Below are 23,909 nucleotides of genomic sequence, written 5' to 3'. Positions count from 1 at the left end.
CTCGTACGACCTGAAGGACCGCTGAGGAGCGCGCGATGAGTGCCGCAGACACCACCACCCCTGCCAAGGTGCCGCCGCCGCGGCAGGCGCCACCGCCGTCCGCGGTCGCCAGACAGCCGCGCAGAGGCCGGACTTCGGCCGGCTCCGGCACCCCCTGGCTGCTGCTCGCCCCCTGTCTGCTGATCCTGGCGCTCGTGCTCGGCTATCCGCTGGTCCGCCTGGTCACCCTGTCCTTCCAGGAGTTCGGGCAGTCCCAGCTGTGGGGCTTCAAGCCGGCCGAGTCGGTCGGGTTCGACAACTTCAGCAAGGTGCTGGGCGACAGCGAGTTCTGGGCGGTCGTCGTGCGCACGGTCGTCTTCGCGGCCGGCTGCGTCATCTTCACGATGGTCGCCGGCATGCTGATCGCACTGCTCCTGCAGCGGGTCTCCGGCTGGGTGAAGACCCTCGTCAACATCGCCCTCGTGGCCAGCTGGGGCATGCCGATCATCGTCGCCACCACGGTCTTCAAGTGGCTGTTCGACGCGGACTACGGCATCCTCAACGCGCTGCTCAGCAAGTTGCCCGGGGTCGAGATGGTCGGCCACAACTGGTTCGCGAGCGGGCCGCAGGGGCTGGCCGTGATCATGCTCCTGGTGGTCTGGGGAGCCGTCCCCTTCGTCGTCATCACCCTCAGCGCCGGACTGACCCAGGTCCCGGCCGAGCTGGAGGAGGCGGCCCGCCTCGACGGCGCGGGCGCCTGGGGCGTCTTCCGGTTCGTCACCCTCCCCATCCTCAAGCCGATCATCGTGATGCTCACGACGCTGTCGGTCATCTGGGACATGGGTGTCTTCCCGCAGGTCTTCGTGATGCGCAACGGCCATCCGGAAGCCGAGTTCCAGCTCCTCACCACGTACTCCTACGACCGTGCCTTCGTGGTCAACGACTACGCCCAGGGCTCGGCGATCGCCCTGCTCACCGTGCTGCTCCTGCTCGGCGTGGTCGCGGTCTACATGCGTCAGATGCTGAAGATCGGGGAAGTCGAATGAGTGCCATGAGTACGGCGACCGCGCGGGGGCGCGGCAGGTCCCGGCTCGGCTGGAACCTCCTCGGTCTCCTCGTCTTCGTCACCGCCGGCTTCCCCGTCTACTGGATGCTCAACACGGCCTTCAAGCCGGCCAAGGACGCCATCGACCCGGACCCGAGCCTGCTGCCGACCGCCATCACGTTCTCCAACTTCGACCGCGCGCTGAACATCGCGGACTTCTGGGGCCCGGTCGGCCGCAGCCTGATCGTCTCGCTGTCGGTGGTGGCGATCGGCATCGTCATCGGTCTGCTGGCCGCGCTCGCCATCTCCCGGTTCGCCTTCCGCGGCCGCAAGATCGTGATCGTCGGCATCCTGGCGGTCCAGATGGTCCCGCTGGTCGCGATGATCATCCCGGTCTTCCTGCTGCTCAACGACCTCGGCCAGTACGACCGGCTGTCCGGCCTGGTCCTCACCTATCTGACCTTCATCCTCCCCTTCACGGTGTGGACGCTGCGCGGCTTCATCGTCAACATCCCCAAGGAACTGGAGGAGGCGGCGATGGTGGACGGCTGCTCCCGCACCACCGCGTTCCTGCGCGTGGTCTTCCCGCTCCTCGCCCCCGGCATGGTCGCCACCTCGGTCTACGGCTTCATCCAGGCCTGGAACGAGTACCTCTACGCCCTCATGCTGCTCAGCCAGGAGAACCAGACGGCGACCGTCTGGCTGGGCAACTTCACCACCAAGCACGGCACCGAATACGCCCCGATGATGGCCGGATCCACCCTGATGGCCGTGCCGATCGTCGTCCTGTTCCTCCTCGTCCAGCGCAAGATGGCCGCGGGCCTGACCGCCGGCGCGGTGAAGGGATAACGCCACCCGATGACGACTTTCGCCAGCGGTACAACCGGGTCCAACGCAAAAGACGTACTGACCCGCGACGCCCTGACCGTCCTCCAGCCCGGCTTCACCGGCACCACCGCCCCCGACTGGCTGCTGCGCCGCCTGGGGGAGGGGCTCGCCTCGGTCGGCCTGTTCGGCCGCAACATCACCTCCCCGGAGCAACTGTCCGCCCTCACCGCCCAGTTGCGCGCCGAGCGTGACGACGTCCTGGTCGCCATCGACGAGGAGGGCGGCGACGTCACCCGCCTGGAGGTGCGGACAGGGTCCTCCTTCCCCGGCAACCACGCGCTGGGCGCGGTCGACGACGTGGACCTGACGCGCGAGGTGGCCTCCGAGCTGGGCCGCCGCCTCGCCGCCTGCGGGGTCAACCTCAACTGGGCCCCGTCGGCCGACGTGAACTCGGACCCGGACAACCCGGTGATCGGCGTCCGCTCCTTCGGCGCCACCGCGGACCTGGTCGCCCGGCACACCGCGGCCTACGTCACCGGCCTCCAGTCGTCCGGAGTGGCCGCCTGCACCAAGCACTTCCCGGGCCACGGTGACACGGCGATCGACTCCCACCACGCGCTGCCGCGCATCGACGCGGACCTCCCGGTGCTGATGTCCCGTGAACTCTCCCCGTTCCGCGCCGCGATCGCCGCCGGCTCCCGCGCGGTGATGAGCGCCCACATCCTGGTCCCGGCCCTGGACCCCGACCACCCGGCGACGCTGTCCCACAAGGTGCTGACGGACCTTCTGCGCGGCGAACTCGGCTACGACGGCCTGATCGTCACCGACGGCATGGAGATGCAGGCCATCGCGGGCACCTACGGCATCGAACGCGGCAGCGTGCTGGCCATCGCCGCCGGCGCGGACGCGATCTGCGTGGGCGGCGGCCTGGCGGACGACGAGACGGTACGCCGACTGCGCGACGCGCTGGTGTCGGCGGTCCACTCGGGCGAACTCCCCGAGGAGCGCCTGGCGGACGCGGCGGAACGGGTCCGTTCCCTGGCCCGCTGGACGGCGGCCGCCTCCGCGGCGGAGACGGAGACGCGCGGCGACCCGGAGGTCGGCCTGCGCGCGGCCCGCCGGGCGGTCAGGCTGACGGGGACAGGAGACTTCACCCCCCTCACCGAGGCGCCCTATGTCGCCGCCTTCACCCCGGTCGCGAACTTCGCGGTGGGCGACGAGACCCCATGGGGCGTGGCCGCGGAACTCTCCCGTCTCCTGCCGGGCACGGAAACGGGCAGCTTCGCGGGCGAGGGCGCCGGCATGGCCGCACTGGCGGCAGCGGGCCGCCGCCGCATCGTCGCCGTCGTCCGCGACGAACACCGCCACCCCTGGATGACGTCAGCCCTGGACAGCGTTCTGCGCAGCCGCCCCGACACGATCGTGGTCGAGATGGGCGTCCCCCAGGCACCCACACGCGGCGCCCTGCACATCGCGACCCACGGCGCGGCCAGGGTGTGCGGCGTGGCGGCGGCGGAGGTCATCGCGGGGGAGTAGCGGGTACGACGAGACAGGCGCCGGTTCCGTTGGAAGGAACCGGCGCCTGTCTGTGCCCCCGGACTAAATGCCCTGCCAATCCGGCTTGTTGGCGAACGTGTGCCGGAAATAGTCCGCCAGCTTCAACTTGGACGCGGCCCCCTCGTCGACGACAACCGTCGCGTGCCGATGCATCTGCAACGCCGACGCAGGACACACCGCGGCAACCGGCCCCTCCACCGTCGCCGCCACCGCATCCGCCTTCCCCTCACCCGTGGCGAGCAGCACCAGATGCCGAGCCTCCAGGATCGTCCCGATCCCCTGAGTGATCACGTGATGCGGCACCTGCGAGATGTCCCCGTCGAAGAACCGCGCATTGTCCACCCGGGTCTGCTCGGTCAACGTCTTGATCCGGGTCCGCGAGACCAGCGACGAGCACGGCTCGTTGAACCCGATGTGCCCGTCGGTGCCGATCCCGAGCACCTGCAGATCCACACCCCCGGCGTTGGCCAGCGCCGCGTCGTACGCCTCGCACGCCCCCTGCACGTCCTCCGCCGTACCGTCCGGCCCGATGAAGGAGGACATCCCGATCCCCAGCGGCTCCAGCACCTCGCGCCGCAGCACCGACCGGTACGACTCCGGATGCTCGGCCGGCAGCCCCACGTACTCGTCGAGCTGGGCGACCCGCGCCCGCGAGGCGTCCACCGCACCGGCCCGCACCTTCGCCGTCAGCGCCTGGTAGATCGGCAGCGGAGTCGAGCCGGTGGCCACGCCGAGCAGCGCGTCGGGCTTGCGCCGCAGGAGCTGAGCCATGGCCTCGGCGATGAGCTCGCCGCCCGACTTGGCGTCCGGAACGATGACAACTTCCACGCTGGGCCTGCCGATCTGAAAGGGCTATGTGGTTTAGACCAATTTATCAGAATCAGCATTCCCTGCCCAGGTGAAGCGGCCCCTACAGGGCGGCCACGAACAGGTGTGGACGAGACGCCGGGAACGCCGAGACGCACCGATCCGCACCCCGCAGAGGCGTCCCCGAGCCCGGGGGAGTGGAATAGGAGTGGCCGCCGAACCGCCAACCGCCGATCTGCCAGCAGCCGAACCGCCAACCGCCGAACGACCGAACCGCCGACCCATCGCGCCACCGCAGCACGAGCCGCACGGCACCACCCAGGAGGACCCCCGTATGACCGCCACGACACCGGAGCCCCAGAGCGAACTCCCCGGCCGGATCATGGCCCGCGAGATGGCCGAGCAGCCTGCCGTGCTCCGCCGGATCCTGGAGGAGGGCGCCCCCGGCATCCAGCGGGTCGCCCAGGAGATCGCCGCCCGCACCCCGCGCTTCGTCCTGCTCACCGCCCGCGGCACCTCCGACAACGCCGCGCTCTATGCCAAGTACCTCCTGGAGATCCGCCTCGGCCTGCCCTGCGGTCTGACCTCGATGTCGACCACCACCGCCTACGGCGCCCGCCCCGACCTCACCGACGTCCTGGTCGTCACCGTCAGCCAGTCCGGCGGCTCCCCGGACCTCGTCGCCTCGACCCGGGCCGCCCGCGAGGCCGGCGCGATCACCCTCGCCGTCACCAACAACCCCGACTCACCGCTGGCCGGCGTCTCCGAGTACCACATCGACATCATGGCCGGACCGGAGAAGGCCCTCCCCGCGACCAAGACCTACACCGCCTCCCTCCTCGCGCTCTATCTCTTCGTCGAGGGCCTGCGCGGCGGCGACGGCGCCGCCGCGAAAACCCTGCCCGACCTCGCCGAACAGCTCCTGGCCCGGCAGGACGAGGTCCGCGCCCTCGCTTCCCGCTACCGCTTCGCCGAGCGCATGGTGATCACCTCACGCGGCTACGGCTACCCCACGGCCAAGGAGGCCGCCCTCAAGCTGATGGAGACCAGCTACATCCCCGCCCTTTCCTACTCAGGCGCCGACCTTCTGCACGGCCCCCTCGCCATGGTCGACAACGTCTCCCCGGTCATCGCGGTCGTCACCGACGGCCAGGGCGGCGAGGCACTTCAGCCCGTCCTGGACCGGCTGCGCGGCCGCGGCGCGGACCTGGTCGTCATCGGCCCCGCCGGCCAGGTCGAACAGGCCTCGGCCGGCTTCGTCCTGCCCACCGAGGGCATCGCCGAGGAGCTCCAGCCCGTCCTGGAGATCATCCCGCTGCAACTACTCGCTTACGAGGTCACCATCGCCCGCGGCCAGGACCCGGACGCACCGCGCGCCCTGGCGAAGGTGACCGAGACGCGGTGAGGAGCGGGGCGGGATCGGCTCGGGAGCATGCACCGTCGCCGTCCGAGTAACAAGTGACGAGTGACGGGTAACGGGTGACGAGTAACGAGTAACGACCGACTAGTGACTAATGCAGGCTCAGCAAGGACCCCCCGGTCGCGTCGATGTGCTGCCCCGTGACCCAGCGGGAGTCCGGTGATGCCAGGAACGCCACCACATCGGCCACGTCGGACGTGGTGCCGACGCGCTTGAAGACCGATACGGACTCCGCGTGCGCCCGTATCGCGGGGTCGGCAAGGGCCGCGCTGGTCAGGTCGGTGTCGATGAAGCCGGGCCCGACCGAGTTGGCGGTGATGCCGCGCGGTGCGAGCTCGGCCGCGAGGGAGCGGGTCAGGGTGGTGACCGCTCCCTTGGCCATGTGGGTGGCGGCGATGGGGGAGATGGCGGCGTCCGTCACCGCCGTGACGTTGATGATCCGCCCTTGGTCGCGCAGTCGCCGCAGGCCGTGCTTGGCGATGAAGAACGGTGCCTTGGCGTTGACCGCCTGCGTCCGGTCGTAGAGCTCCTCGTCCGTCTCCTCGACGGTCGCGAAGAGCGCCATGCCCGCGTTGTTGACCAGGATGTCCAGCCCCTGCGCATGCCGGTCGAAGGCCTCCCACAAGGACTCCGCGTCACCGGGCACGCCCAGCTCGGTACGGATCGCGAAGGCGCTCCCGCCCGCCGCCCCGATCGCGGCGACCGTCTCCTTCGCCGCCGCCTCATCGCTGCCGTAGTGCACGGCGACCCGCGCCCCGTCGCGCGCCAGCCGCTCGGCCACCGCCCGCCCGATCCCCCTGCTCGCCCCCGTGACCAGTGCCGTCCTGCCCGCGAGCACACCCGTGCCACCCATGCCGACGCCCCCTCGAAATTCCCTAGCGATCGATACAGAAAGACCGTACAACAGCCTGCCGACAATTCTCTAGCACCCGCTATAAAATGCACTCCATGGTGAACAGCGAGGAGACGAAGGCGAAGGCCGGACCCGTGGTCAAGCCCCGCGGCCGGCCCCGTTCCTTCGACCGGGAGACCGCCCTGGAGAAGGCGATCCTCGCCTTCTGGGAGCACGGCTACGAGGCCACCTCGGTCTCCGACCTCACCCGGGTCATGGACATCGGCGCCCCGAGTCTCTACGCCGCCTTCGGCGACAAGCGCTCCCTCTTCGACGAAGCCGTCCGCGTCTACACCGTCCGCTACGCCGCCTTCGCCGACCGGGCCCTCGCCGAGGAACCCACGGCCCGCGCCGTCGTGGCACGGACCCTGCGGGAAGCCGCCGCCATGTACACGGACCCGGAACACCCGCACGGCTGTCTCGTCGCCCACGCGGCCGTCAACTGCGCGACCCCGGAGGTCGCGGACTCCCTGCGCGACCGGCGCAACGCCACCATCGCCGCCTTCGAGAGCCGTATCCGGGCGGACATCGCCACCGGCGAACTCCCGCCCGGCGCCGACGCCGCCGCCCTCGCCCGTCACGCCGGGGCGATCATCAACGGCATGTCCCAACAGGCGCGGGACGGGGCGAGCCGGCAGGAGTTGGAGGCACTCGCGGAAATTGCCATGGCCATCTGGCCCCGCACATGAACCCACACGGGTTAGGCTGCGTGGTGGATGCTAGGGCGTCCGATCAGTTCTCCAGCGGGGGTCGAGCCACTTCGGGGACTCTCGGAGAACTGACAACAACGAACAGCCTCCAACGCATGGACACACAGAGTGGTCTAGTCCACAATGCGTTGGTAAGAGTTGTAGCGAACTGAATACACGGACTTCCGTCTTCCCCGCACAGGAAGGCGGACCGAGGAACCGGTGCTCTCTGCCCTGACTGCCCCGGCTCCTCATCCTTCGGCCGACCGGGACCGCACACCCCGCGGCCGATATTGCTCCGGGCTGCGGTGCCGAGAGGGTTGAGGGTCCCTCTCAGGCGCCGCGGCCCGCGGGTGTTTTTCAGGGCCGTCGACGCTCCTCCCATCGTTTTTAGGCCATCCACATACCGCCAGGTACGCTCGCACCCGTGCCCTCCATGAACGAACTGGTCCGCCAGCACACCGCCCTCGACGACTCCGACCTCGAGTGGCTCCATCTGCTGGTGTCGGAGTGGCAGCTGCTCTCCGACCTCTCCTTCGCCGACCTCGTGCTGTGGGTACCCACCCGCGACGGCGCCCGGTATGTGTCCGTGGCGCAGATGCGCCCCAACACCGGCCCCACCTCCTACCAGGACGACATGGTCGGCCACCTCGTCCCGCGCGGCCGCCGCCCGCTCCTCGACGCCGCGCTCGACGAGGGCCGGATCGTGCGCGAGGGCGACCCGGAGTGGCGCGAAGAGGTCCCCGTACGGGTCGAGTCGATCCCCGTACGACGGGAGGGGCGTGTCCTCGGTGTCATCGCGCGCAACACCAACCTGCTCACCGTGCGCACCCCGAGCCGTCTCGAACTGACCTATCTCCAGAGCGCGTCGGACCTCGCGCAGATGATCGCGGCAGGCTCCTTCCCGTTCGCGAACCAGCAGATGGACATGGACGCCGCCCCCCGCGTCGGCGACGGCCTCATCCGCCTCGACGCCGACGGAGTCGTCCAGTACGCCTCCCCGAACGCACTGTCCGCCTACCACCGCCTCGGCCTCGCCTCCGACCTGGTCGGCCACCACCTCGGCATGACCACCGCCGAACTCGCCCCCACCCGCGGCCCGGTGGACGAGGCACTGGCCAAGGTCGCCAGCGGCTGGGCCCCGCGCGAGTTCGAGATCGAGTCGGGCGACGGGGTCATCCAGTTCAGGGCGATCCCGCTGAAGCCCAAGGGCACCCGCATCGGTTCGCTGGTCCTGCTCCGCGATGTCACCGAACTGCGGCGCCGCGAGCGCGAGTTGATCACCAAGGACGCCACCATCCGGGAGATCCACCACCGGGTGAAGAACAACCTCCAGACGGTCGCCGCCCTGCTGCGCCTCCAGGCCCGCCGCATCGAGTCCGATCGCGGCCGCGAAGCCCTCGAAGAGGCGGTACGACGGGTCGGATCGATCGCGATCGTGCATGAGACGCTGTCTCAGAACCTGGACGAGCGTGTGGAGTTCGACGAGATCGCCGACCGGGTCCTGGCGATGGTCGCGGAGATCTCGCCCGGCAAGGTCACCGGCCGGCGCACCGGCCGCTTCGGCATCCTCGACGCCGAGGTCGCCACCCCGCTGTCGATGGTGCTGACCGAGATCCTCCAGAACGCCCTGGAACACGGCTTTCGTGAGGGCGAGACCGGCACGGTCGAGGTCTCGGCCGTCCGCGGTGGTACGACGAAGGAGACCCGCCTCCTCGTCACGGTCCAGGACGACGGGGTCGGTCTGCCCGAGGGCTTCGACCCGCACACCGCCGGCAACCTCGGTCTCCAGATCGTACGGACGCTGGTGGAGGGCGAGTTGGGCGGAACCTTCGACATGGTTCCGGTGCCGGAGGGGGGCACCCGGGTGATCCTGGACGTTCCGGTGCGCGCCAACAAGTAGGAGTGAAACGGGCTGTGTTCAGTGCACGGGCGCAGCAAGAAGCCCCGGACCTGAAGTGGTCCGGGGCTCGAATGCTCGTTGCCAGCTTGTGCTGCGCATCGGGGGTACTGCGCGCTGCGGCTCGGGGGCGGGAGATGCGTACTCGCTGTACGCGCCGCCAAGCTCAGGCGGGGTGGTGGATCAGGCAGAAGCCTGACGGGCCCGGTTGCGGGCGGCACGGCGCTTCATGGCGCGACGCTCGTCCTCGCTGAGACCACCCCAGACGCCGGAGTCCTGGCCGGACTCGAGCGCCCACTGCAGGCACTGCTCCATGACGGGGCAGCGGCGGCAGACGGCCTTGGCTTCCTCGATCTGCAGCAGCGCAGGACCGGTGTTGCCGATGGGGAAGAAGAGCTCGGGGTCTTCCTCGCGGCAAACGGCGTTGTGACGCCAGTCCATGGCTGCTACCTCTCCTTGGTATTACGTGCAAGTTGCTTGTGAATGTGAACGCTTTCACGAATCCCTCAACAAGTGAAGGGCCACCAGTCAGGTTTCCCTGACGAGGTCCTGTGATTGAAGAGGGGTTCCGGTGATCTGTGGAGCCGGTGTTGCGGGCTGTCCCGATCGCCACGTAGAGACTCGCAAACCTCAGCGGCGGATACAACCCCTTCCGGAAAGTTTTTTTTGATTCCTCGGTGTCGACTAGGTCACAGCCGTACTTCCATGGGGTGGATCCTGGCCTAAACGTTCGAGTGAAAGGACTTCAGCCCTTTCTGCTCACACAATCACACGCAGTGCCCGGCGTACGCCTGTGAACGTCACGCTCGTACGCAGCCCGAGGTGGTCGCCGTCCATCTGAAGGGGCAGGGGCACCTTGGAATGCAAGGTGAACCGGTCCAGGTCGTGCAGGGAGACCGCGTGCTTGCCATGCGGTCCACGCTCGGGGGACGAAGTGAGCAACTGGGTGCCATACCGGGCCATCGCGGTCGTCGTCATCCGGCTGAGACCGAGTACGTCGAGGCCTTTATCGAACGACGCCTTAGGTGACGCGTACATCGGGTGATTGCCCAGGAACGTCCACGGAGAGGTGTTCGACACTATGGACAGCACCAGATCGGTCACCGGATCGGCGCCGGGCTGTTCCAGAGTGATCGTGCCGTGGCGGCGGTGTGCCTCGCCGAAGAACTGGCGCAGGGCCTGACGAACGTAGAGCGCGTGCGTCGACTTCCTGCCGCGCTCGCGCTGCTGCTCGACCCGGCCGACCACGCCGGCGTCGAAACCGAGGCCCGCGTTGAAGGTGAACCAGCGCGCGGGCACCGCCTCGTCCTCGGTGCCGGGTGTGCCCGAGGTCAGGCCCAGGCCGACCGTGCGCTCGCTGCCGTCGCGCAGTGCGTCCAGGATCGCGCCGGTCGCCTCCACGGCGTCGTTGGGCAGGCCCAGGGCGCGGGCGAAGACGTTGGTGGAGCCGCCGGGGACCACGGCGAGACGCGGGAGCCGCTCCGGATCGGGTCCGGCGTGCAGCAGGCCGTTGACGACCTCGTTGACCGTCCCGTCGCCGCCGAGGGCGACCACCATGTCGACGTCCTGGCTCTCCGCCGCCTGCCTGCCCAGGTCGCGTGCGTGCCCTCGGTACTCGGTGGTGACCGCCTCGAGCTTCATCTCGCTCGCGAGCGCGTGGATCAGCACATCGCGCGTACGTGCGCTTGTGGTGGTAGCTGCCGGATTGACCACGAGAAGTGCACGCATGAGTTGCAGGGTACCTACTGGGTGGTACCCGGCACAGGCCGAGGTAGGGATCAAGTAAGAGATCGCCACGTGAACCTCGCCACGGAGGCACTCGCGTCCGCCGGGTGCGCCCGGGTCCGCGGAGGAGTTTCCGGGTCCGCCGGGGAGCGGGGCCGCGGAGTGGCAGGGGGTGCCGGCCGGGGTCCGGATCCGCCGGAGAGACGCTCGGGCCCGCCATGGGGGAGCCGTGGGCGGCCGATACCCTTCAGGGGTGACCAGTGAGCAGACGCCCGTTCCCGAGGAAACCGTCGGTCCGCGTCCGCGGCGGCTGACCTACGCGGCCGCGCTGGCCGCGCTGGAGGGGCTCGCGCTCCTCGTCGGGGGTGTGTGGATGCTCGTGGCGGCCTTCACGGGCGACGCGGACAACCGGGCGACCGGTGTCACCGGCGGCATCACGGTGATGATCCTCGCCCTGCTGCCGCTGCTCGCCGCGCGGGGGCTGCTCGCCCGCCGCGGCTGGAGCAGGGGGCCCGCCGTCATCACCCAGATCCTGGCGCTGCCCGTGGCCTACAACCTGCTCCAGGCCGACAGCGTGGCCATCCCCGCGGGGATCGTGCTCGCGGTCGTCGCGGTCACCGCGCTCGTCCTGCTCGTCAACCCGGAGACGACCCGGGCCCTCGGAATCCGCGGGCCCGGCAACGCGGGCGGTGCGGAGAAGTAGGGCCCAGCCGAACGAGTGCTCCTGGCCCTCGACTGCTCCCGGCCTTCGGCCGCTCCTCCACCAGGAGCTGGTCCTACTCCTCCACCAGGAGCTTCTCCCGCAGCTGTGCCAGCGTCCGTGCCAGCAGCCGGGAGACATGCATCTGCGAGATACCGACCTCCTGCGCGATCTGCGACTGGGTCATGTTCCCGAAGAAACGCAGCAGCAGGATCCGCTTCTCGCGCGGCGGCAGATCCTCAAGCAGCGGCTTGAGCGACTCGCGGTACTCGACGCCTTCCAGCGCCTCGTCCTCCGCGCCCAGGGTGTCCGCCACCGCCGGGGACTCGTCGTCGGTGTCCGGGACGTCCAGGGACAGCGTGGAGTACGCGTTGGCGGACTCCAGGCCCTCCAGGACCTCCTCCTCCGAGATGCCCAGCTTCTCGGCCAGCTCGTGGACCGTGGGGGAGCGGCCGTGCAGCTGCGAGAGCTCCGCCGTCGCCGTGGTGAGCGCGAGGCGCAGCTCCTGGAGCCTGCGCGGGACGCGGACCGCCCAGCCCTTGTCCCGGAAGTGCCGCTTGATCTCGCCGACGACCGTCGGGGTCGCGTACGTCGAGAACTCGACGCCGCGCTCCGGGTCGAAGCGGTCGACCGACTTGATCAGGCCGATGGTGGCGACCTGGGTCAGGTCGTCCAGCGGCTCGCCGCGGTTGCGGAAGCGGCGCGCGAGGTGCTCGACGAGCGGCAGGTGCATACGGACCAGCCGGTTGCGCAGGTCCGCGTACTCCGTGCTGCCGTCCTGCAGCTTGCGCAGCTCGATGAACAGCGCACGCGCCCCGCTGCGGTCCTGAGGGTCGTGCTGCGTGGCCTGCCCGCTCTGCCTGCTCTGCGCGCCCTGTTGATCGTCTCGCTCGTGCTCGCTCATCGTCCCGCCCGTCGCCCTTCCCCGAGCCCTCGTCTCTGCTCGGACAGGGGAGACCCCGATCCGTCCGTCCAGAGGCACGCTCTGCACGGCACCTTCCTGATCCCGCTGCCCGTCGTCCAGGACGCCGGCCTCCGGCGAGTCGTCCTCCGGATGCGGCCGGGCCTGTTCGGGGATGCCGTTGACGCCGTCCCCTGTGCGTCGGGACCCGCCTGTGCCCTCGGCCGGCAGCTCCCGTGTGCCGCGCTCTTCGTCACGCACCGGCCCGTCCCCTGTCCTCACGCCGGCCCGGGTCCCGCGCCGCGCTGTTTGTAGAGGCTGATCGAAACGGTTTTGTCGTCGTCCACGGCTGAGGAGACCTTGCCCGCGAGAGCGGACAGGACGGTCCAGGCGAAGGTGTCACGCGCGGGGGCGTGACCGTCCGTGGTCGGCGCCGAGACGGTGACCTCGAGTGAGTCGTCGACAAGGCGGAAGACACAACTGAGCACCGAGCCGGGCACGGCCTGCTGGAGCAGGATCGCGCAGGCCTCGTCCACCGCGATGCGCAGGTCCTCGATCTCGTCGAGGGTGAAGTCCAAACGGGCCGCGAGGCCGGCAGTCGCCGTACGCAGCACCGACAGGTAGGCACCCGCAGCCGGCAGCCGGACTTCCACGAAGTCCTGGGTCGCGGGCTCGCCTGCGATCTGGGACACCCTCACCTCCAAGGTGGTACAAGCTTTTCGGGGCCGAGGGTCGCCCCCCGGGGTAACGCGAAGTGTGGTTCAGCGGTGACGCTATCGCGCTCTCAACTTTCCTGTCCCCAGGACCCCAACCCCTCGGCGTCACTCACAGTAAAACTGTGGATACGCTCCGTGTCTAGGGGTCTGCGGCTCCAATTGGGAAGAACGCGCGCCGGGTTGACGTACCCAGACGTCAGACGGTCGAACCGTCGAGAACCGGAGTCGTCCCGGCTCACACGAGAACATGGTCGACGAAGCACCAACGCCAGCTCTCACCGGGCTCGAAAGTGCGCATGATCGGGTGTCCGGCCTCCTTGTGGTGCTCGGTGGCATGCCTGCCCGGGGAGGAGTCGCAGCAGCCGACGTGGCCGCAGTCGAGGCAGAGCCGCAGCTGCACCGGGTGCTGGCCCTCGCGCAGACACTCGAGACATGTGTCGCTCAGCGGGACGGGTTCCGGGTGCGGCAGCGCGTCGGCGTGCGTGCACTGTTTCATGATTGCCAGGTTACGACGGCCGCGCGGAAGGCCGCGCGGAAAAACGAGGGCGGGCGGACGACGATGAACGAGGGCGGGCGAGGACCATGGACGTGATGCCACTGCTGCTGCTGGTCGCGGGCAGCGCTGCGGTCGCCGCGGCGGCCCGGCGCACCCCGGTGCCGGCACCCCTGCTGCTGGTCGCCGTGGGGCTGGTGTTCTCGTACGTCCCGGGGGTCCCGGAGTACACCCTCGACCCGGACATCGTGCTGCCCCTCGTGCTGCCCCCGCTGCTGCACTCGGCGGCCACCGACAGCTCCTACCTCGACCTGCGCGCGCAACTGCGGCCCGTGGCGCTGCTGTCCGTGGGGTACGTGCTCTTCGCGACCTTCGTCGTCGGCTGGGCCGCCTACCAGATCGTCCCCGGCCTGTCGCTGACCGGCGCACTCGTGCTGGGCGCGGTGGTGGCACCGCCGGACGCGGTCGCGGCGACGGCGGTCGCGCGCCGGGTGGGGCTGCCGTCCCGGATCACCACGATCCTCCAGGGCGAGTCCCTGGTGAACGACGCCACCGCGATCACCGCCTACCGGGTCGCCCTCGCGGCCGCGGTCGGCGAGGGCGCGTCCTGGGCGGGCGGCATCGGCGAGTTCCTGCTGGCGGCGGTGGGCGGAGTGGCGGTCGGCCTGGTGCTGATGGTCCCGATCCACTGGCTGCGCACCCACCTCAAGGAACCCCTCCTCCAGAACACCCTCTCCCTGCTGATCCCCTTCGTCGCCTACGCCGCCGCCGAGCAGTTCCACGCCTCCGGAGTCCTCGCGGTCGTCGTCGTGGCCCTCTTCCTCGGACACCGCGCGTGGGAGGTCGACTTCGCCACGCGCCTCCAGGAGGACGCCGTGTGGAAGATGGTCGCCTTCGTCCTGGAGTCGTCGGTGTTCGCCCTCATCGGCCTTCAGCTGCGCGTCGTGGTGAAGGGCCTCGGGGAGTACGCGGGCGGCAGCGCCGCCTGGTACGCGGTGGCCGTCTTCCTCGTGGTCGTCGTGTCCCGGTTCGTCTGGGTGTACCCCGCTACCTTCCTTCCGCGGCTGCTCTCCGCGCGGATCAGGGAACGCGAGGACAACCCCACCTGGAAGGGTCCGTTCGTCATCGCCTGGGCCGGGATGCGCGGCGTGGTCTCGCTGGCCATCGCCTTCTCGATCCCCGAGACCATGCACGGCGGCGAGCCGTTCCCCGGCCGCAACCTCATCCTCTTCCTGACCTTCACCACCGTCATCGGCACCCTGGTCGTCCAGGGCGTCACGCTCCCCCCGCTCATCCGCATGCTGAAGCTCCCCGGCCGCGACGCCCAGGCCGAGACCCTGGCCGAGGCCAACGCCCAGGCACAGGCCTCCCGGGCCGCCGAACGCCGCCTGGACGACCTCCTCGCCGACGAACGCAACGCCCTCCCCCAACCCCTCGCCGACCGCCTCCGCACGGTCCTGGAACGCCGTCGCAACGCCGTCTGGGAACGCCTCGGCTCGGTCAACCCGGTGACCGGCGAGACCGTCGACGACACCTACCGCCGACTGTCCCGCGAGATGATCGGCGCCGAACGTGAGGTGTTCGTGAAGCTGCGGGACGGGCGCTACATCGACGACGAGATGCTGCGGACCCTGCTGCGCAGGCTGGACCTGGAGGAGGCGGCGGCGTATCGCGAGGCGGCGTGACGATTTCCGTACTCCCGCGGCGGTATGACGGGGGATCATAGGCGGGACACGATCGGCACGGGGTGACTCGGGGGGCGGAGTGGCCGACACCTACTTCATCAGTTACGCGGGAGCGGACCGGCCGTGGGCCGAGTGGGTGGCGTGGCACCTCGAGGAGAGCGGCCACGCGACGGTCCTCGACGTGTGGGACTGGGACACCGGGGACGACTTCGTCCAGCGCATGGACGAGGGGCTGCGGCGGGCGGACGCGGTCGTCGCGCTGTTCTCCACGTCGTACTTCGAGCGGGGGCGCTGGACGCAGGAGGAGTGGTCGGCCGTGGTCGCCCGGCGGGACCGGCTGATACCCCTGGCCGTGGAGCCGCTCGTCGGCGTGGACGTACCCGCCGTGCTCGACGCGAAGATCCGCAAGAACCTCCACGGGCTGGACGAGAAGGCCGCGGTCGAGGCGCTGCGGACGGCGGTGAACGGGAACCGGCGGCCTACGGAACGTCCTGCGTTCCCGGGAAACACGGTTGAGGAGCCGGTCGTACCGCATGGCCCGAGGCCGCCGCTGCCCGGCGGTACCGGCGAGCCCGGGGTGCGGAAGCTGAGCCGCCGCCGCAACCTCGACTTCTCCGGCCGTGCGGCCCAGCTCGCCGAACTCCGCGACGCTCTGCCCGCCGACCGGCACTCCGTCATCGCCATGCACGGGATGGGCGGTATCGGCAAGTCCCAGATCGCCCTGGAGTACGCGTACCGGTTCGCCGACGCGTACGACCTGGTGTGGTGGATCGACGCGGAACAGTCCGACCAGATCCCCGTCCACTACACGGAACTGGCCGACCGGCTGGGCGTCGCGGTGAAGGAGGCGGGCGCCGAGCACAACGCCCGTACGCTGCTGACGTCACTGCGCGACCGGCGGCGGTGGCTGATCATCCTCGACAACGCGGAGGACCCCGAACAGGTCGAACGCTGGCTGCCGGAGGGCCCTGGGCACGTCCTGATCACGTCCCGCAACCCCAACTGGCGCCGGCTCGCAAGGCTGATGGCCCTGGACGTGTTCACGCGGGCGGACTCATTGGCGTACTTCGACAACCGTGTCCCGAGTGTGACCGGGGCCGAGGCCGACGCGCTGGCCGGTGAACTCGGTGATCTTCCGCTGGCGTTGGCCCAGGCCGCGGACATGATCGAGAAGGGCACGCATGCCGGGCTCTATCTGAGGCTTCTGCGCGAGAACACGAGGATCCTGCGGGAGGGGGAGGACCCGGACTATCCGGTGCCGCTGGCGGCCGCGGTGGGTATCGCGGCGGGGGACCTCGCGGACGAGCACCCCGACGCCGCGGCCCTGCTCCGGCTCACCGCGTTCCTCGGTCCAGATCCGATCCCCATCGACTGGATGGTGAACGCCCGCACCGGGTTGTCCACGGTCCCGGCCCACCTGGACGAGCTGACGTGGATGAGGTCCACTCTCGAACCTCTGCGCCGCTACAGCCTCGTCCGTGTCGACGGCCGGACTTTTCAGGTCCACCGCCTCACGCAGGCCGTCCTCAGAGACCAGGTCGACCCGGTGCGGATCGAGGCGATCCACGACGACGTGGCGGCCGTTCTGGCTTCCGCCGACCCGGGAGATCCGCAGACGCCGACCGACTGGCCGGCCTGGGCGAGCCTGGCCTCGCATCTCGTCTCGCAGCACATCGACGTGGTCGACAGAGCGGAGCTCCGCCCGACACTGAGTGACGCGGTGTATTTCCTGATCCGTAGCGCCCGGCCGAGGGCCGCAGCCGAACTCGCCGCCGGCTTGCGCGAGACATGGACCGCCCAGCTCGGTGCGGACCATCCTGATGTGCTGACCTGCACGCAGTACCTCGGTCACGCGACGTCGGATCTGGGTGACAGCCAGGCTGCCCGGCCGATCATCGAGGACGCCTACACCCGTCGCCGCCGGACACTGGGTGATGATCATCCCGACACGCTGCAGTCCGCAAACGACCTCGCCGCGATCCTCTTTCAACACGGCGAGTACCGGGCGGCGATGGACATGGACCGGGACACCCTTGCCCGTCGACGCTGCCGGCTGGGCGACGACCACGCCGATACTCTCCAGTCGGCCTGCAACTTTGCCGGGTCCCTCCACGCGGCGGGAGACCTGGTAGCGGCACGTGAACTGGAGGAGGACGTGCTGGCCGGGTGGCGTCGCCTGCGCGGGGACGACCACCCCGAAACCCTCCGATCGGCCCTCCAGCTCGGGGCCTCCCTCTTGCAGGTGGATGAGGTGAGCGCCGCGCACCGCCTGGTCCAGGAGACATGGGAACGTTGCCGGACCACTCTTGGGGACGACCACCCTTTGACCATCTCGGCAGCACGGACTCTCAGTGACGCGCTCAAGGACATGGGCAGATGTCACGAGGCCAGGAGCATCGTCGAGGACGCGTTCGCACGGAGTCGTCGTGTTCACGGCGACGACCATCCCGACACGATGAGGACGGCGTATGTCCACGCCTGCGTCCTGCACGACCTGCGCGAGGTCGAGGCGGCCCGCGGTCTGCTCGTGGACAGCCTGGCCACGGAGCGCCGGATCCTAGGGCCGGATCATGGCGAAACCCTGCTGACGATGAACCAACTCGCGATCTCTCTTGGTGCGCTGCGCGAATTCGGGGAAGCTCGCCGTGTGCTGGAGGAGGCGTTCGACCGGCGACGTCGCGCATTCGGGGAGGAGCATCCGGAAACACTCCGTACCAGCTACAACCTTGCTCTCATCCTGCATGAGATGCGTATGTCCCGGGAAGCGGTCGTATTGCTCGAGGCGGTGCTGGCCGCGCGGCGCCGGATCCTCGGGCCTGACCACAAGGACACCAAGCTCACTGTTCGCGCCCTGGTCACGGTCTACCGGCGGATGGGAATGCACCGCCAAGCGCAGAAACTGACCGGCAAGAAGGCAACGAAACGCGGCTTCCGCAAGAAGTCTCGATAATCAGCAGGGAAACGGAGCGCCGGTGATCACCGCGACCAGCCTGGACCCGGTCGTGAACGCCCCCTCCTCCGCCAAGGCCACAAGTCCGTACAGCAACTTGGCGACATACAGCCGCTCCACCCCCACCCCATGCCGCCCCTCGAAGTCCTCCGCGAAGGCGTCGAGTTCGGGTGTCGTCCGTGCGTAGCCGCCGAAGTGGAACCGGTCGTCCAGGGTCCAGTCGCCGCGACGGCCCTCGAATGCCTCCCGCTGGAGACGCTCAATTTCGGCCGTCAGGAAACCGCCCTTGAGTACCGGTATTCCCAACGCCCGCTGACCCGGCGCCAGTCCCGCCGTCAGACCGGCGAAGGTGCCGCCCGTGCCGCATGCCGCCGCGATCACGTCGGCCTGTCCTCGTAGTTCCTCGCCGAGTGCCTGGCAGCCTCGTACCGCGAGCGTGTTGCTGCCACCTTCCGGTACGACGTACGCGTCCTCGGCCCCCGCGGCCCGCAGTACCCCCTCCAGCACCGACCGCTCGGTCTTGCGGCGATAGGTCGATCTGTCGATGAAACGCAGGCGCATGCCGTCCGCCGTGCAGCGGGCGAGGGAGGGGTTCAGCGGGCGGTCGGCGAGTTCGTCGCCGCGGACCACACCGATCGTCGGCAGGCCCAGCAAGCGTCCCGCGGCCGCGGTCGCGCGGAGGTGGTTGGAGTACGCGCCGCCGAAGGTGAGGATCGGACGACCGGCCGCCGCCGCGAGGTTCGGCGCGAGCTTGCGCCACTTGTTGCCGACCAGGTCCGGGTGGATCAGGTCGTCGCGTTTCAACGACAGCCGCACGCCCCGGCGGGAGAACCGGTCGTCCTCGATCTCCTGCAACGGCGACGGGAGCCGGGGGCGCAGGGCGGCGAGGTCGGTGCTGGTCACACCCTCATTGTCGCCTGTGTGGTCGCCCCCGGAACATCCGTGCCGTTACGTCAGACGGTCCCTGATCCGTTTCCGCATCGATGCCATCGTGAAGCCGCGCGGGTCGACCTTCCCGGGCTGCCACTCCAGATGGCCGATGACCGACCGTTCCGTCCAGCCGTGGTGGCGGCAGATCGCGGCGGCGACCCGCTCGATCGCGTCCAGCTGGGCCGCCGGCCACGGGTCCTCGCCGTCGCCGAGGTTCTCGCACTCGAAGCCGTAGAAGTGGCGGTTGCCGTCGGTGTTCGCCTCGTTGTCCGGCGGGAGGGCCTTCTCGGCGATCACCGCGCGCAGGACGTCGTCGTCGCCGAGCCCCGCGTGGTTGGCGCGGCCGTAGCCGACGAGGTGGACGCGGCCGTCCTTGGTGATCACACCGTGGCAGAGCGGGCCGGGGAGGTCCTCGTAGCCGTCGCGGCAGAGTTCGACGGTGCGTTCGCTGCCCTTGGTCACCGTGTGGTGGATCATCACGCCGTGCACCGGGCCCCAAGGGCCCTTGTGGTTGCGGTTGTGATGCCTCCAGTCGCCGACCTGGACGACGGTGACGCCCTCGTCCTGGAGTACGTCGAGGAACCTGCTCGCGGACATGGGTGGGGCCATGCCGCCTCCTTCGCGTGCGCGGCGACCGCCTTTCGCGATCGGCTCGTACCGCTGCTTGTACCGGAGGCCGACAACCGGGACTACCTGGTTCGTACGGTGTGCGAGCCGTTTCGGACAACGGGCCGGGAACGGTGTGCGAGATCTCGGTATTGCCCAGTTATCGAAGATCCATTCCAACTCTTTCGTGTAATAGCACCGGCACGCTCCGTGATGGAAGGCTGGTCCGCAGTTCGATGCCTCGGTGCAGACCGGCGCCGGGGCATGACCGGGAGGGCAATTCTCATATGTCGGTAGGCGAAGAGGTCCGCACCGAGCAGGGCCGGCCGCAGCAGAGTCTCGGCACGGCGGCCGCGCGGAACCTGGCCACCACCACCAAGTCCGCACCCCAGATGCAGGAGATCAGCTCCCGTTGGCTGCTGCGCATGCTGCCCTGGGTGAATGTTCAAGGCGGTACGTACCGCGTGAACCGGCGGCTGACCTACGCCGTGGGGGACGGCCGGGTCACTTTTGTGAAGACGGGCGACCGGGTCGAGGTCATCCCGGAGGAGCTGTGCGAACTGCCGGCGTTGCGGTCGTACGAGGACGAGGAGGTGCTCACCGAACTCGCCCGCCGCTGTGAGCAGCGTGAATTCGCGGCGGGGGACGTGATCGCCTCGTTCGGCAGCCAGGCCGACGTGGTCTTCCTGCTGGCGCACGGCAGGGTGGAGACGATCGGCACGGGCCCCTACGGCGACGACGCCGTCCTCGGAGTCCTCGCCGACGGCGCCTACTTCGGCGACCAGGCGCTGCTCGACCCCGAGGCCATCTGGGAGTACACCGCACGCGCGGTCACCGCCTGCACGGTGCTCGTCCTGCCGCGGAACGCCGTCGAGCAGGTCGCGGAGCGCACCGACTCCCTGCGCGAGCACCTCCAGGCGCTGCGCTCGATCCCGGAGCAGAGCACCAACAGGTACGGGGAGAAGGCGATCGACCTCGCGGCCGGCCACAGCGGCGAGCCGGACATCCCGCACACCTTCGTGGACTACGAGGCCCGGCCGCGCGAGTACGAACTGAGCGTGGCCCAGACCGTGTTGCGCATCCACTCGCGCGTGGCCGACCTCTACAACCAGCCGATGAACCAGACCGAGCAGCAACTTCGGCTGACCGTGGAGGCGTTGAAGGAACGCCAGGAGCACGAGCTCGTCAACAACCGGGAGTTCGGGCTGCTCAGCAACTGCGAGTACGACCAGCGGCTCCAGCCGCACGACGGTGTGCCCAGCCCCGACGACCTGGACGAGCTCCTCAGCAGGCGGCGCGGCACCAAGTTCCTGCTCGCCCATCCGCGGGCCATCTCCGCGATCGGGCGTGAGCTCAACAAGCGCGGACTCGTCCCCGAGACCATCGACGTGGGCGGCAACCGCATCCCCACCTGGCGGGGGGTGCCGATCTACCCGTGCAACAAGATCCCGGTCACCGAGGCCCGTACGACCTCGATCATCGCGATGCGTACCGGCGAGGCCGAGCAGGGTGTCATCGGTCTGCAGCAGGCCGGTATCCCGGACGAGATCGAGCCGAGCCTGTCGGTGCGCTTCATGGGCATCAACGAGCAGGCGATCATCAAGTACCTGGTGACGGCCTACTACTCGGCCGCGGTGCTCGTGCCGGACGCGCTCGGTGTGCTGGAGAACGTCGAGATCGGCCGCTGGCGGTGACGTTTCCGCAGCTGGGAACCGTGTCCCCGCCCCCGCGGGCGGGTACACCCCGGTCGTATGCGCCCAGTCGCAGCGGAAACGCCACCGTCCGCGGACTCTCCGAGGAGACCCCCATGGACGAGCTCATGAGGGAGGCGACACAGCACCCCGCCGGGACCGAGCCGCTCGACGGGCATGAGGCGGCGGTGATTCTGGAGCGTGCCCGGGCGTCGGTCGACCCCGTGCTGCGCGAGGCGATCGACTCGCTGCCCGGCTCCATGCGCCGGATCGCGCTCTACCACTTCGGCTGGGAGCACGCCGACGGCACCCCGGCGGCGGGCCACCCCGGCAAGGCGATACGGCCCGCGCTCGTCCTCACCGCGGCCGCCGCACTGGGGGGAGCGGCGGCACGGGAGGCGGCCGTGCGGGCGGCCGCGGCGGTGGAGCTGGTCCACAACTTCACGCTGCTGCACGACGACGTGATGGACCGGGACACCACCCGACGGCACCGGCCCACCGCATGGACGGTGTTCGGCGACGCCGACGCGATCCTCGCCGGGGACACCCTCCAGGCGCTGGCCCTCGGGCTGCTCGCCGAGGACCCGCACCCGGCGGCCGGGACCGCCGCCGCCCGGCTCGCGGCCTGTGTCGTCGAGCTGTGCGCCGGCCAGCACGCGGACACGGCCATGGAGACACAGGGCCCCGACGAGGTCACCCTCGACGAGGTGCTCGCCATGGCCGAGGCCAAGACGGGCGCGCTGCTCGGGTGCGCCTGCGCACTGGGCGCGCTCTACGCGGGCGCGGCGCGGGAGGACGTCGAGGCGCTGGACGCGTTCGGCCGGGAGGCCGGGCTGGCCTTCCAGCTCATCGACGACGTGATCGGCATATGGGGCGACCCCCGCCACACCGGCAAACCGGCCGGGGCCGACCTCGCGGTCCGCAAGAAGTCCCTGCCGGTGGTCGCCGCGCTGGCCTCCGGCACCCCGGCGGGCGCGGAACTGGCGGAGCTCTACGCGTCTCCGTACGCGGGGGAGGACCTGGACCGGACGGCACTCGCCGTAGAGCGGGCCGGTGGACGTGACTGGGCGCAGGTCCAGGCGGCCGACCGGATGGCCCGTGCGATGGGGGAACTGTCCCGTGCGGTGCCCGAGCCGGCGGCGGCGGGGGGACTGCTGGCGCTGGCCGAGTTCGTGACACGGCGCACCAGTTGAGCGTCAGCGCGTCAGCAGGCCGTACTGCTCTGCGGAAGCGAGCCCGAAGCAGTCGACCCAGACCCCAGAGACCCCAGAGATCCCAGACCTTAGACCCCAGACCCCGGAGCCCTCGGGGCCGAGCGGCTCCTGACCCCGCACGGTCCCGAAGGGCTCCGGTCAGGCGGGTCCCGCACATCCCCACGGCGTGCGGGCCCCGCCCCTTCTCCCGGGCGCACGCGCCACTTGGTCCCCGATAGAGTCAACGACCGTACGGTCGAGGTCAGTTGACTTGAGGGGCGGCGGAACATGGGTGTGGCGATCCGGGCGGCGAGCGAAGAGGATCGTGAGCTGGTCGTCGGACTGTTGGACACGGCGTTCCAGGACGACCCGGTCAGCCGGTGGGTGTTCCCGGGGGACGAGCACCGTCGTACGGCCCATCCTCGGCTCATGGCCGCCTTCACCGACATCGTGCTGGCCGAGGGGCGCGTCGACGTCACCGAGGACGGTACGGCCTGCGCCCTGTGGCTTCCGGTGCCGGACGGTGAGCACGCGGCCGAGGAGGACGCCGACGGCCCCGCCGAGCTGCGCGCGGAGGTCGACCCGGAGAACGAGCGCGTGGAGCTGATCGGCCGGCTGACGGCGGACATCCACCCCGCCGGCCGCGCCCACGAGTACCTGTGGATGATCGGCGTGGCACCGGAGCGCCAGGGCCAGGGACTGGGCACCGCGCTCATAGCCTCGGTCCTCGACCGCTGCGACCGCGAGGGCCTCTCCGCCTACCTGGAGGCGAGCAGCGCCCGCAGCCGTGCCCTGTACGAACGCCTCGGCTTCCAGCCCATCGGCCCCGCCCTCGACCTCCCGGCCGGCCCCCAGATGTGGCCGATGTGGCGCGAGCCACGGGGCTGAGCGGACGCGGGGTGCTCCGCCGGTCTGGGGGCACGCCAGGGCCTGGATGCGCGGGGTAGAGGGGTGCGGCCGGTCCTGCGGTGTGGCTGGGCCCGCGACAGTACGGGGCCCCAAGGAGGCGGGGGCCCAAGGGCGTCCGGGCGGGCCCTCCCTCCCGCACCTCACCGAAGCGGACCCTTGCCTGCCAACCCCGGTGTGCGATCCGGTACGTCCTGGCTCGGCTCCCGGGTAGGCCTGCCCGGTCCGACGCGGCGTAAGCCCGAGGATCGGCCCTCGGCACCCCGCCTGGGCCACCCCGCCCTCGCCCGACATGG

Annotated in this window: 21 protein-coding genes; 12 read left to right on the top strand and 9 right to left on the bottom strand. The window is 70.0% G+C overall.

All coding sequences use genetic code 11. From position 1 onward, the window contains the following. The first annotated feature begins 35 nt into the window (after window positions 1-35). Genes HLK59_RS12850 through HLK59_RS12840 form a run of 3 tightly spaced genes read left to right on the top strand, consistent with a single transcriptional unit; the run spans window position 36 to window position 3,388 of the window. A complete protein-coding gene (locus HLK59_RS12850; protein WP_171141508.1) occupies window positions 36-1,025 on the top strand; it encodes a sugar ABC transporter permease in 990 nt (329 codons plus the stop codon). Beyond that, the gene (locus HLK59_RS12845) at window positions 1,022-1,873 is read left to right on the top strand and encodes a carbohydrate ABC transporter permease (protein WP_171141507.1); all 852 of its coding nucleotides are present in this window, start codon (window positions 1,022-1,024) and stop codon (window positions 1,871-1,873) included. The genes HLK59_RS12850 and HLK59_RS12845 overlap by 4 nt, the downstream gene beginning before the upstream one ends. A gap of 9 nt (window positions 1,874-1,882) precedes the next feature. Continuing rightward, window positions 1,883-3,388: a glycoside hydrolase family 3 protein gene (locus tag HLK59_RS12840; RefSeq protein WP_171141506.1), complete on the top strand. Its 1,506-nt coding sequence runs from the start codon at window positions 1,883-1,885 to the stop codon at window positions 3,386-3,388. Between the two features lie 63 nt (window positions 3,389-3,451). Here HLK59_RS12840 and nagB read toward each other — a convergent pair whose 3' ends face one another. Then, entirely contained in the window at window positions 3,452-4,237 is a 786-nt protein-coding gene (gene nagB, locus HLK59_RS12835; RefSeq protein ID WP_171141505.1) for a glucosamine-6-phosphate deaminase, read from the bottom strand. Between the two features lie 313 nt (window positions 4,238-4,550). Here nagB and HLK59_RS12830 point away from each other — a divergent pair, with 313 nt between their 5' ends. Further along, window positions 4,551-5,621, top strand: coding sequence for an SIS domain-containing protein (locus HLK59_RS12830; RefSeq protein ID WP_171141504.1), 1,071 nt, complete (start codon window positions 4,551-4,553; stop codon window positions 5,619-5,621). A 106-nt stretch (window positions 5,622-5,727) separates the two neighbouring features. Here HLK59_RS12830 and HLK59_RS12825 read toward each other — a convergent pair whose 3' ends face one another. Beyond that, the gene (locus HLK59_RS12825) at window positions 5,728-6,489 is read right to left on the bottom strand and encodes an SDR family oxidoreductase (protein WP_171141503.1); all 762 of its coding nucleotides are present in this window, start codon (window positions 6,487-6,489) and stop codon (window positions 5,728-5,730) included. 95 nt (window positions 6,490-6,584) lie between these two features. Here HLK59_RS12825 and HLK59_RS12820 point away from each other — a divergent pair, with 95 nt between their 5' ends. Together HLK59_RS12820 and HLK59_RS12815 are read left to right on the top strand one after the other, a co-directional pair. Next, complete coding sequence (locus tag HLK59_RS12820) at window positions 6,585-7,217, top strand: TetR/AcrR family transcriptional regulator (protein WP_171141502.1); 633 nt, start codon at window positions 6,585-6,587, stop codon at window positions 7,215-7,217. Window positions 7,218-7,653: 436 nt separating this feature from the next. After that, window positions 7,654-9,120: a PAS domain-containing sensor histidine kinase gene (locus HLK59_RS12815; RefSeq protein ID WP_171141548.1), complete on the top strand. Its 1,467-nt coding sequence runs from the start codon at window positions 7,654-7,656 to the stop codon at window positions 9,118-9,120. 180 nt (window positions 9,121-9,300) lie between these two features. Here HLK59_RS12815 and HLK59_RS12810 read toward each other — a convergent pair whose 3' ends face one another. Continuing rightward, entirely contained in the window at window positions 9,301-9,558 is a 258-nt protein-coding gene (locus HLK59_RS12810; protein WP_016639615.1) for a WhiB family transcriptional regulator, read from the bottom strand. Window positions 9,559-9,876: 318 nt separating this feature from the next. Continuing rightward, on the bottom strand, window positions 9,877-10,845 hold the full coding sequence (locus HLK59_RS12805; protein ID WP_171141501.1) for a diacylglycerol kinase family protein: 969 nt from the start codon (window positions 10,843-10,845) through the stop codon (window positions 9,877-9,879). A gap of 250 nt (window positions 10,846-11,095) precedes the next feature. On the opposite strand from HLK59_RS12805, the gene HLK59_RS12800 reads away from it, so the two are divergent. Beyond that, window positions 11,096-11,545 carry a hypothetical protein gene (locus HLK59_RS12800; protein ID WP_171141500.1) on the top strand — a complete coding sequence of 150 codons (450 nt, stop codon included), beginning with the start codon at window positions 11,096-11,098 and terminating at the stop codon, window positions 11,543-11,545. Between the two features lie 73 nt (window positions 11,546-11,618). On the opposite strand, the gene HLK59_RS12795 is transcribed toward HLK59_RS12800, so the two are convergent. From HLK59_RS12795 to HLK59_RS12785, 3 genes are all read right to left on the bottom strand, one after another. Further along, window positions 11,619-12,704, bottom strand: a complete 1,086-nt coding sequence (locus tag HLK59_RS12795; protein WP_346779718.1) for an RNA polymerase sigma factor SigF — start codon at window positions 12,702-12,704, stop codon at window positions 11,619-11,621. 17 nt (window positions 12,705-12,721) lie between these two features. After that, complete coding sequence (locus tag HLK59_RS12790) at window positions 12,722-13,135, bottom strand: anti-sigma regulatory factor (protein ID WP_030784224.1); 414 nt, start codon at window positions 13,133-13,135, stop codon at window positions 12,722-12,724. Between the two features lie 259 nt (window positions 13,136-13,394). Next, the gene (locus HLK59_RS12785; protein ID WP_171141498.1) at window positions 13,395-13,655 is read right to left on the bottom strand and encodes a UBP-type zinc finger domain-containing protein; all 261 of its coding nucleotides are present in this window, start codon (window positions 13,653-13,655) and stop codon (window positions 13,395-13,397) included. Window positions 13,656-13,741: 86 nt separating this feature from the next. On the opposite strand from HLK59_RS12785, the gene HLK59_RS12780 reads away from it, so the two are divergent. After that, window positions 13,742-15,337 (top strand): Na+/H+ antiporter, encoded by a 1,596-nt coding sequence (locus HLK59_RS12780; protein WP_171141497.1) that lies wholly within the window; start codon window positions 13,742-13,744, stop codon window positions 15,335-15,337. 79 nt (window positions 15,338-15,416) lie between these two features. Beyond that, entirely contained in the window at window positions 15,417-18,287 is a 2,871-nt protein-coding gene (gene fxsT, locus HLK59_RS12775; protein WP_171141496.1) for an FxSxx-COOH system tetratricopeptide repeat protein, read from the top strand. Here fxsT and HLK59_RS12770 read toward each other — a convergent pair whose 3' ends face one another. After that, a complete protein-coding gene (locus HLK59_RS12770) occupies window positions 18,288-19,190 on the bottom strand; it encodes a pyridoxal-phosphate dependent enzyme (protein ID WP_171141495.1) in 903 nt (300 codons plus the stop codon). It lies immediately after the preceding gene. 45 nt (window positions 19,191-19,235) lie between these two features. Further along, on the bottom strand, window positions 19,236-19,826 hold the full coding sequence (locus tag HLK59_RS12765; RefSeq protein WP_171141494.1) for an N-acetylmuramoyl-L-alanine amidase: 591 nt from the start codon (window positions 19,824-19,826) through the stop codon (window positions 19,236-19,238). A 284-nt stretch (window positions 19,827-20,110) separates the two neighbouring features. Here HLK59_RS12765 and HLK59_RS12760 point away from each other — a divergent pair, with 284 nt between their 5' ends. From HLK59_RS12760 to HLK59_RS12750, 3 genes are all read left to right on the top strand, one after another. Further along, window positions 20,111-21,517: a family 2B encapsulin nanocompartment shell protein gene (locus HLK59_RS12760; protein WP_171141493.1), complete on the top strand. Its 1,407-nt coding sequence runs from the start codon at window positions 20,111-20,113 to the stop codon at window positions 21,515-21,517. 113 nt (window positions 21,518-21,630) lie between these two features. Then, entirely contained in the window at window positions 21,631-22,707 is a 1,077-nt protein-coding gene (locus HLK59_RS12755) for a family 2 encapsulin nanocompartment cargo protein polyprenyl transferase (protein ID WP_171141492.1), read from the top strand. Between the two features lie 288 nt (window positions 22,708-22,995). After that, entirely contained in the window at window positions 22,996-23,595 is a 600-nt protein-coding gene (locus HLK59_RS12750; RefSeq protein WP_171141491.1) for a GNAT family N-acetyltransferase, read from the top strand. Window positions 23,596-23,909: the final 314 nt, after the last annotated feature.

Source organism: Streptomyces sp. S3(2020), assembly GCF_013044505.1.
Classification (GTDB): Bacteria; Actinomycetota; Actinomycetes; order Streptomycetales; family Streptomycetaceae; genus Streptomyces.
Note: the sequence above shows the minus strand (reverse complement) of the source record. Positions and strands in the feature narration are given on the sequence as shown.

Coding starts and splice junctions, on each gene's coding strand:
- HLK59_RS12760 (WP_171141493.1), top strand. CDS start 20,111: ATGTCGGTAGGCGAAGAGGTCCGCACCGAGCAGGGCCGGCCGCAGCAG.
- HLK59_RS12785 (WP_171141498.1), bottom strand. CDS start 13,655: ATGAAACAGTGCACGCACGCCGACGCGCTGCCGCACCCGGAACCCGTC.
- HLK59_RS12820 (WP_171141502.1), top strand. CDS start 6,585: ATGGTGAACAGCGAGGAGACGAAGGCGAAGGCCGGACCCGTGGTCAAG.
- HLK59_RS12755 (WP_171141492.1), top strand. CDS start 21,631: ATGGACGAGCTCATGAGGGAGGCGACACAGCACCCCGCCGGGACCGAG.
- HLK59_RS12840 (WP_171141506.1), top strand. CDS start 1,883: ATGACGACTTTCGCCAGCGGTACAACCGGGTCCAACGCAAAAGACGTA.
- HLK59_RS12765 (WP_171141494.1), bottom strand. CDS start 19,826: ATGGCCCCACCCATGTCCGCGAGCAGGTTCCTCGACGTACTCCAGGAC.
- HLK59_RS12830 (WP_171141504.1), top strand. CDS start 4,551: ATGACCGCCACGACACCGGAGCCCCAGAGCGAACTCCCCGGCCGGATC.
- HLK59_RS12780 (WP_171141497.1), top strand. CDS start 13,742: ATGGACGTGATGCCACTGCTGCTGCTGGTCGCGGGCAGCGCTGCGGTC.
- HLK59_RS12825 (WP_171141503.1), bottom strand. CDS start 6,489: ATGGGTGGCACGGGTGTGCTCGCGGGCAGGACGGCACTGGTCACGGGG.
- HLK59_RS12815 (WP_171141548.1), top strand. CDS start 7,654: ATGAACGAACTGGTCCGCCAGCACACCGCCCTCGACGACTCCGACCTC.
- HLK59_RS12850 (WP_171141508.1), top strand. CDS start 36: ATGAGTGCCGCAGACACCACCACCCCTGCCAAGGTGCCGCCGCCGCGG.
- HLK59_RS12845 (WP_171141507.1), top strand. CDS start 1,022: ATGAGTGCCATGAGTACGGCGACCGCGCGGGGGCGCGGCAGGTCCCGG.
- HLK59_RS12805 (WP_171141501.1), bottom strand. CDS start 10,845: ATGCGTGCACTTCTCGTGGTCAATCCGGCAGCTACCACCACAAGCGCA.
- HLK59_RS12750 (WP_171141491.1), top strand. CDS start 22,996: ATGGGTGTGGCGATCCGGGCGGCGAGCGAAGAGGATCGTGAGCTGGTC.
- HLK59_RS12810 (WP_016639615.1), bottom strand. CDS start 9,558: ATGGACTGGCGTCACAACGCCGTTTGCCGCGAGGAAGACCCCGAGCTC.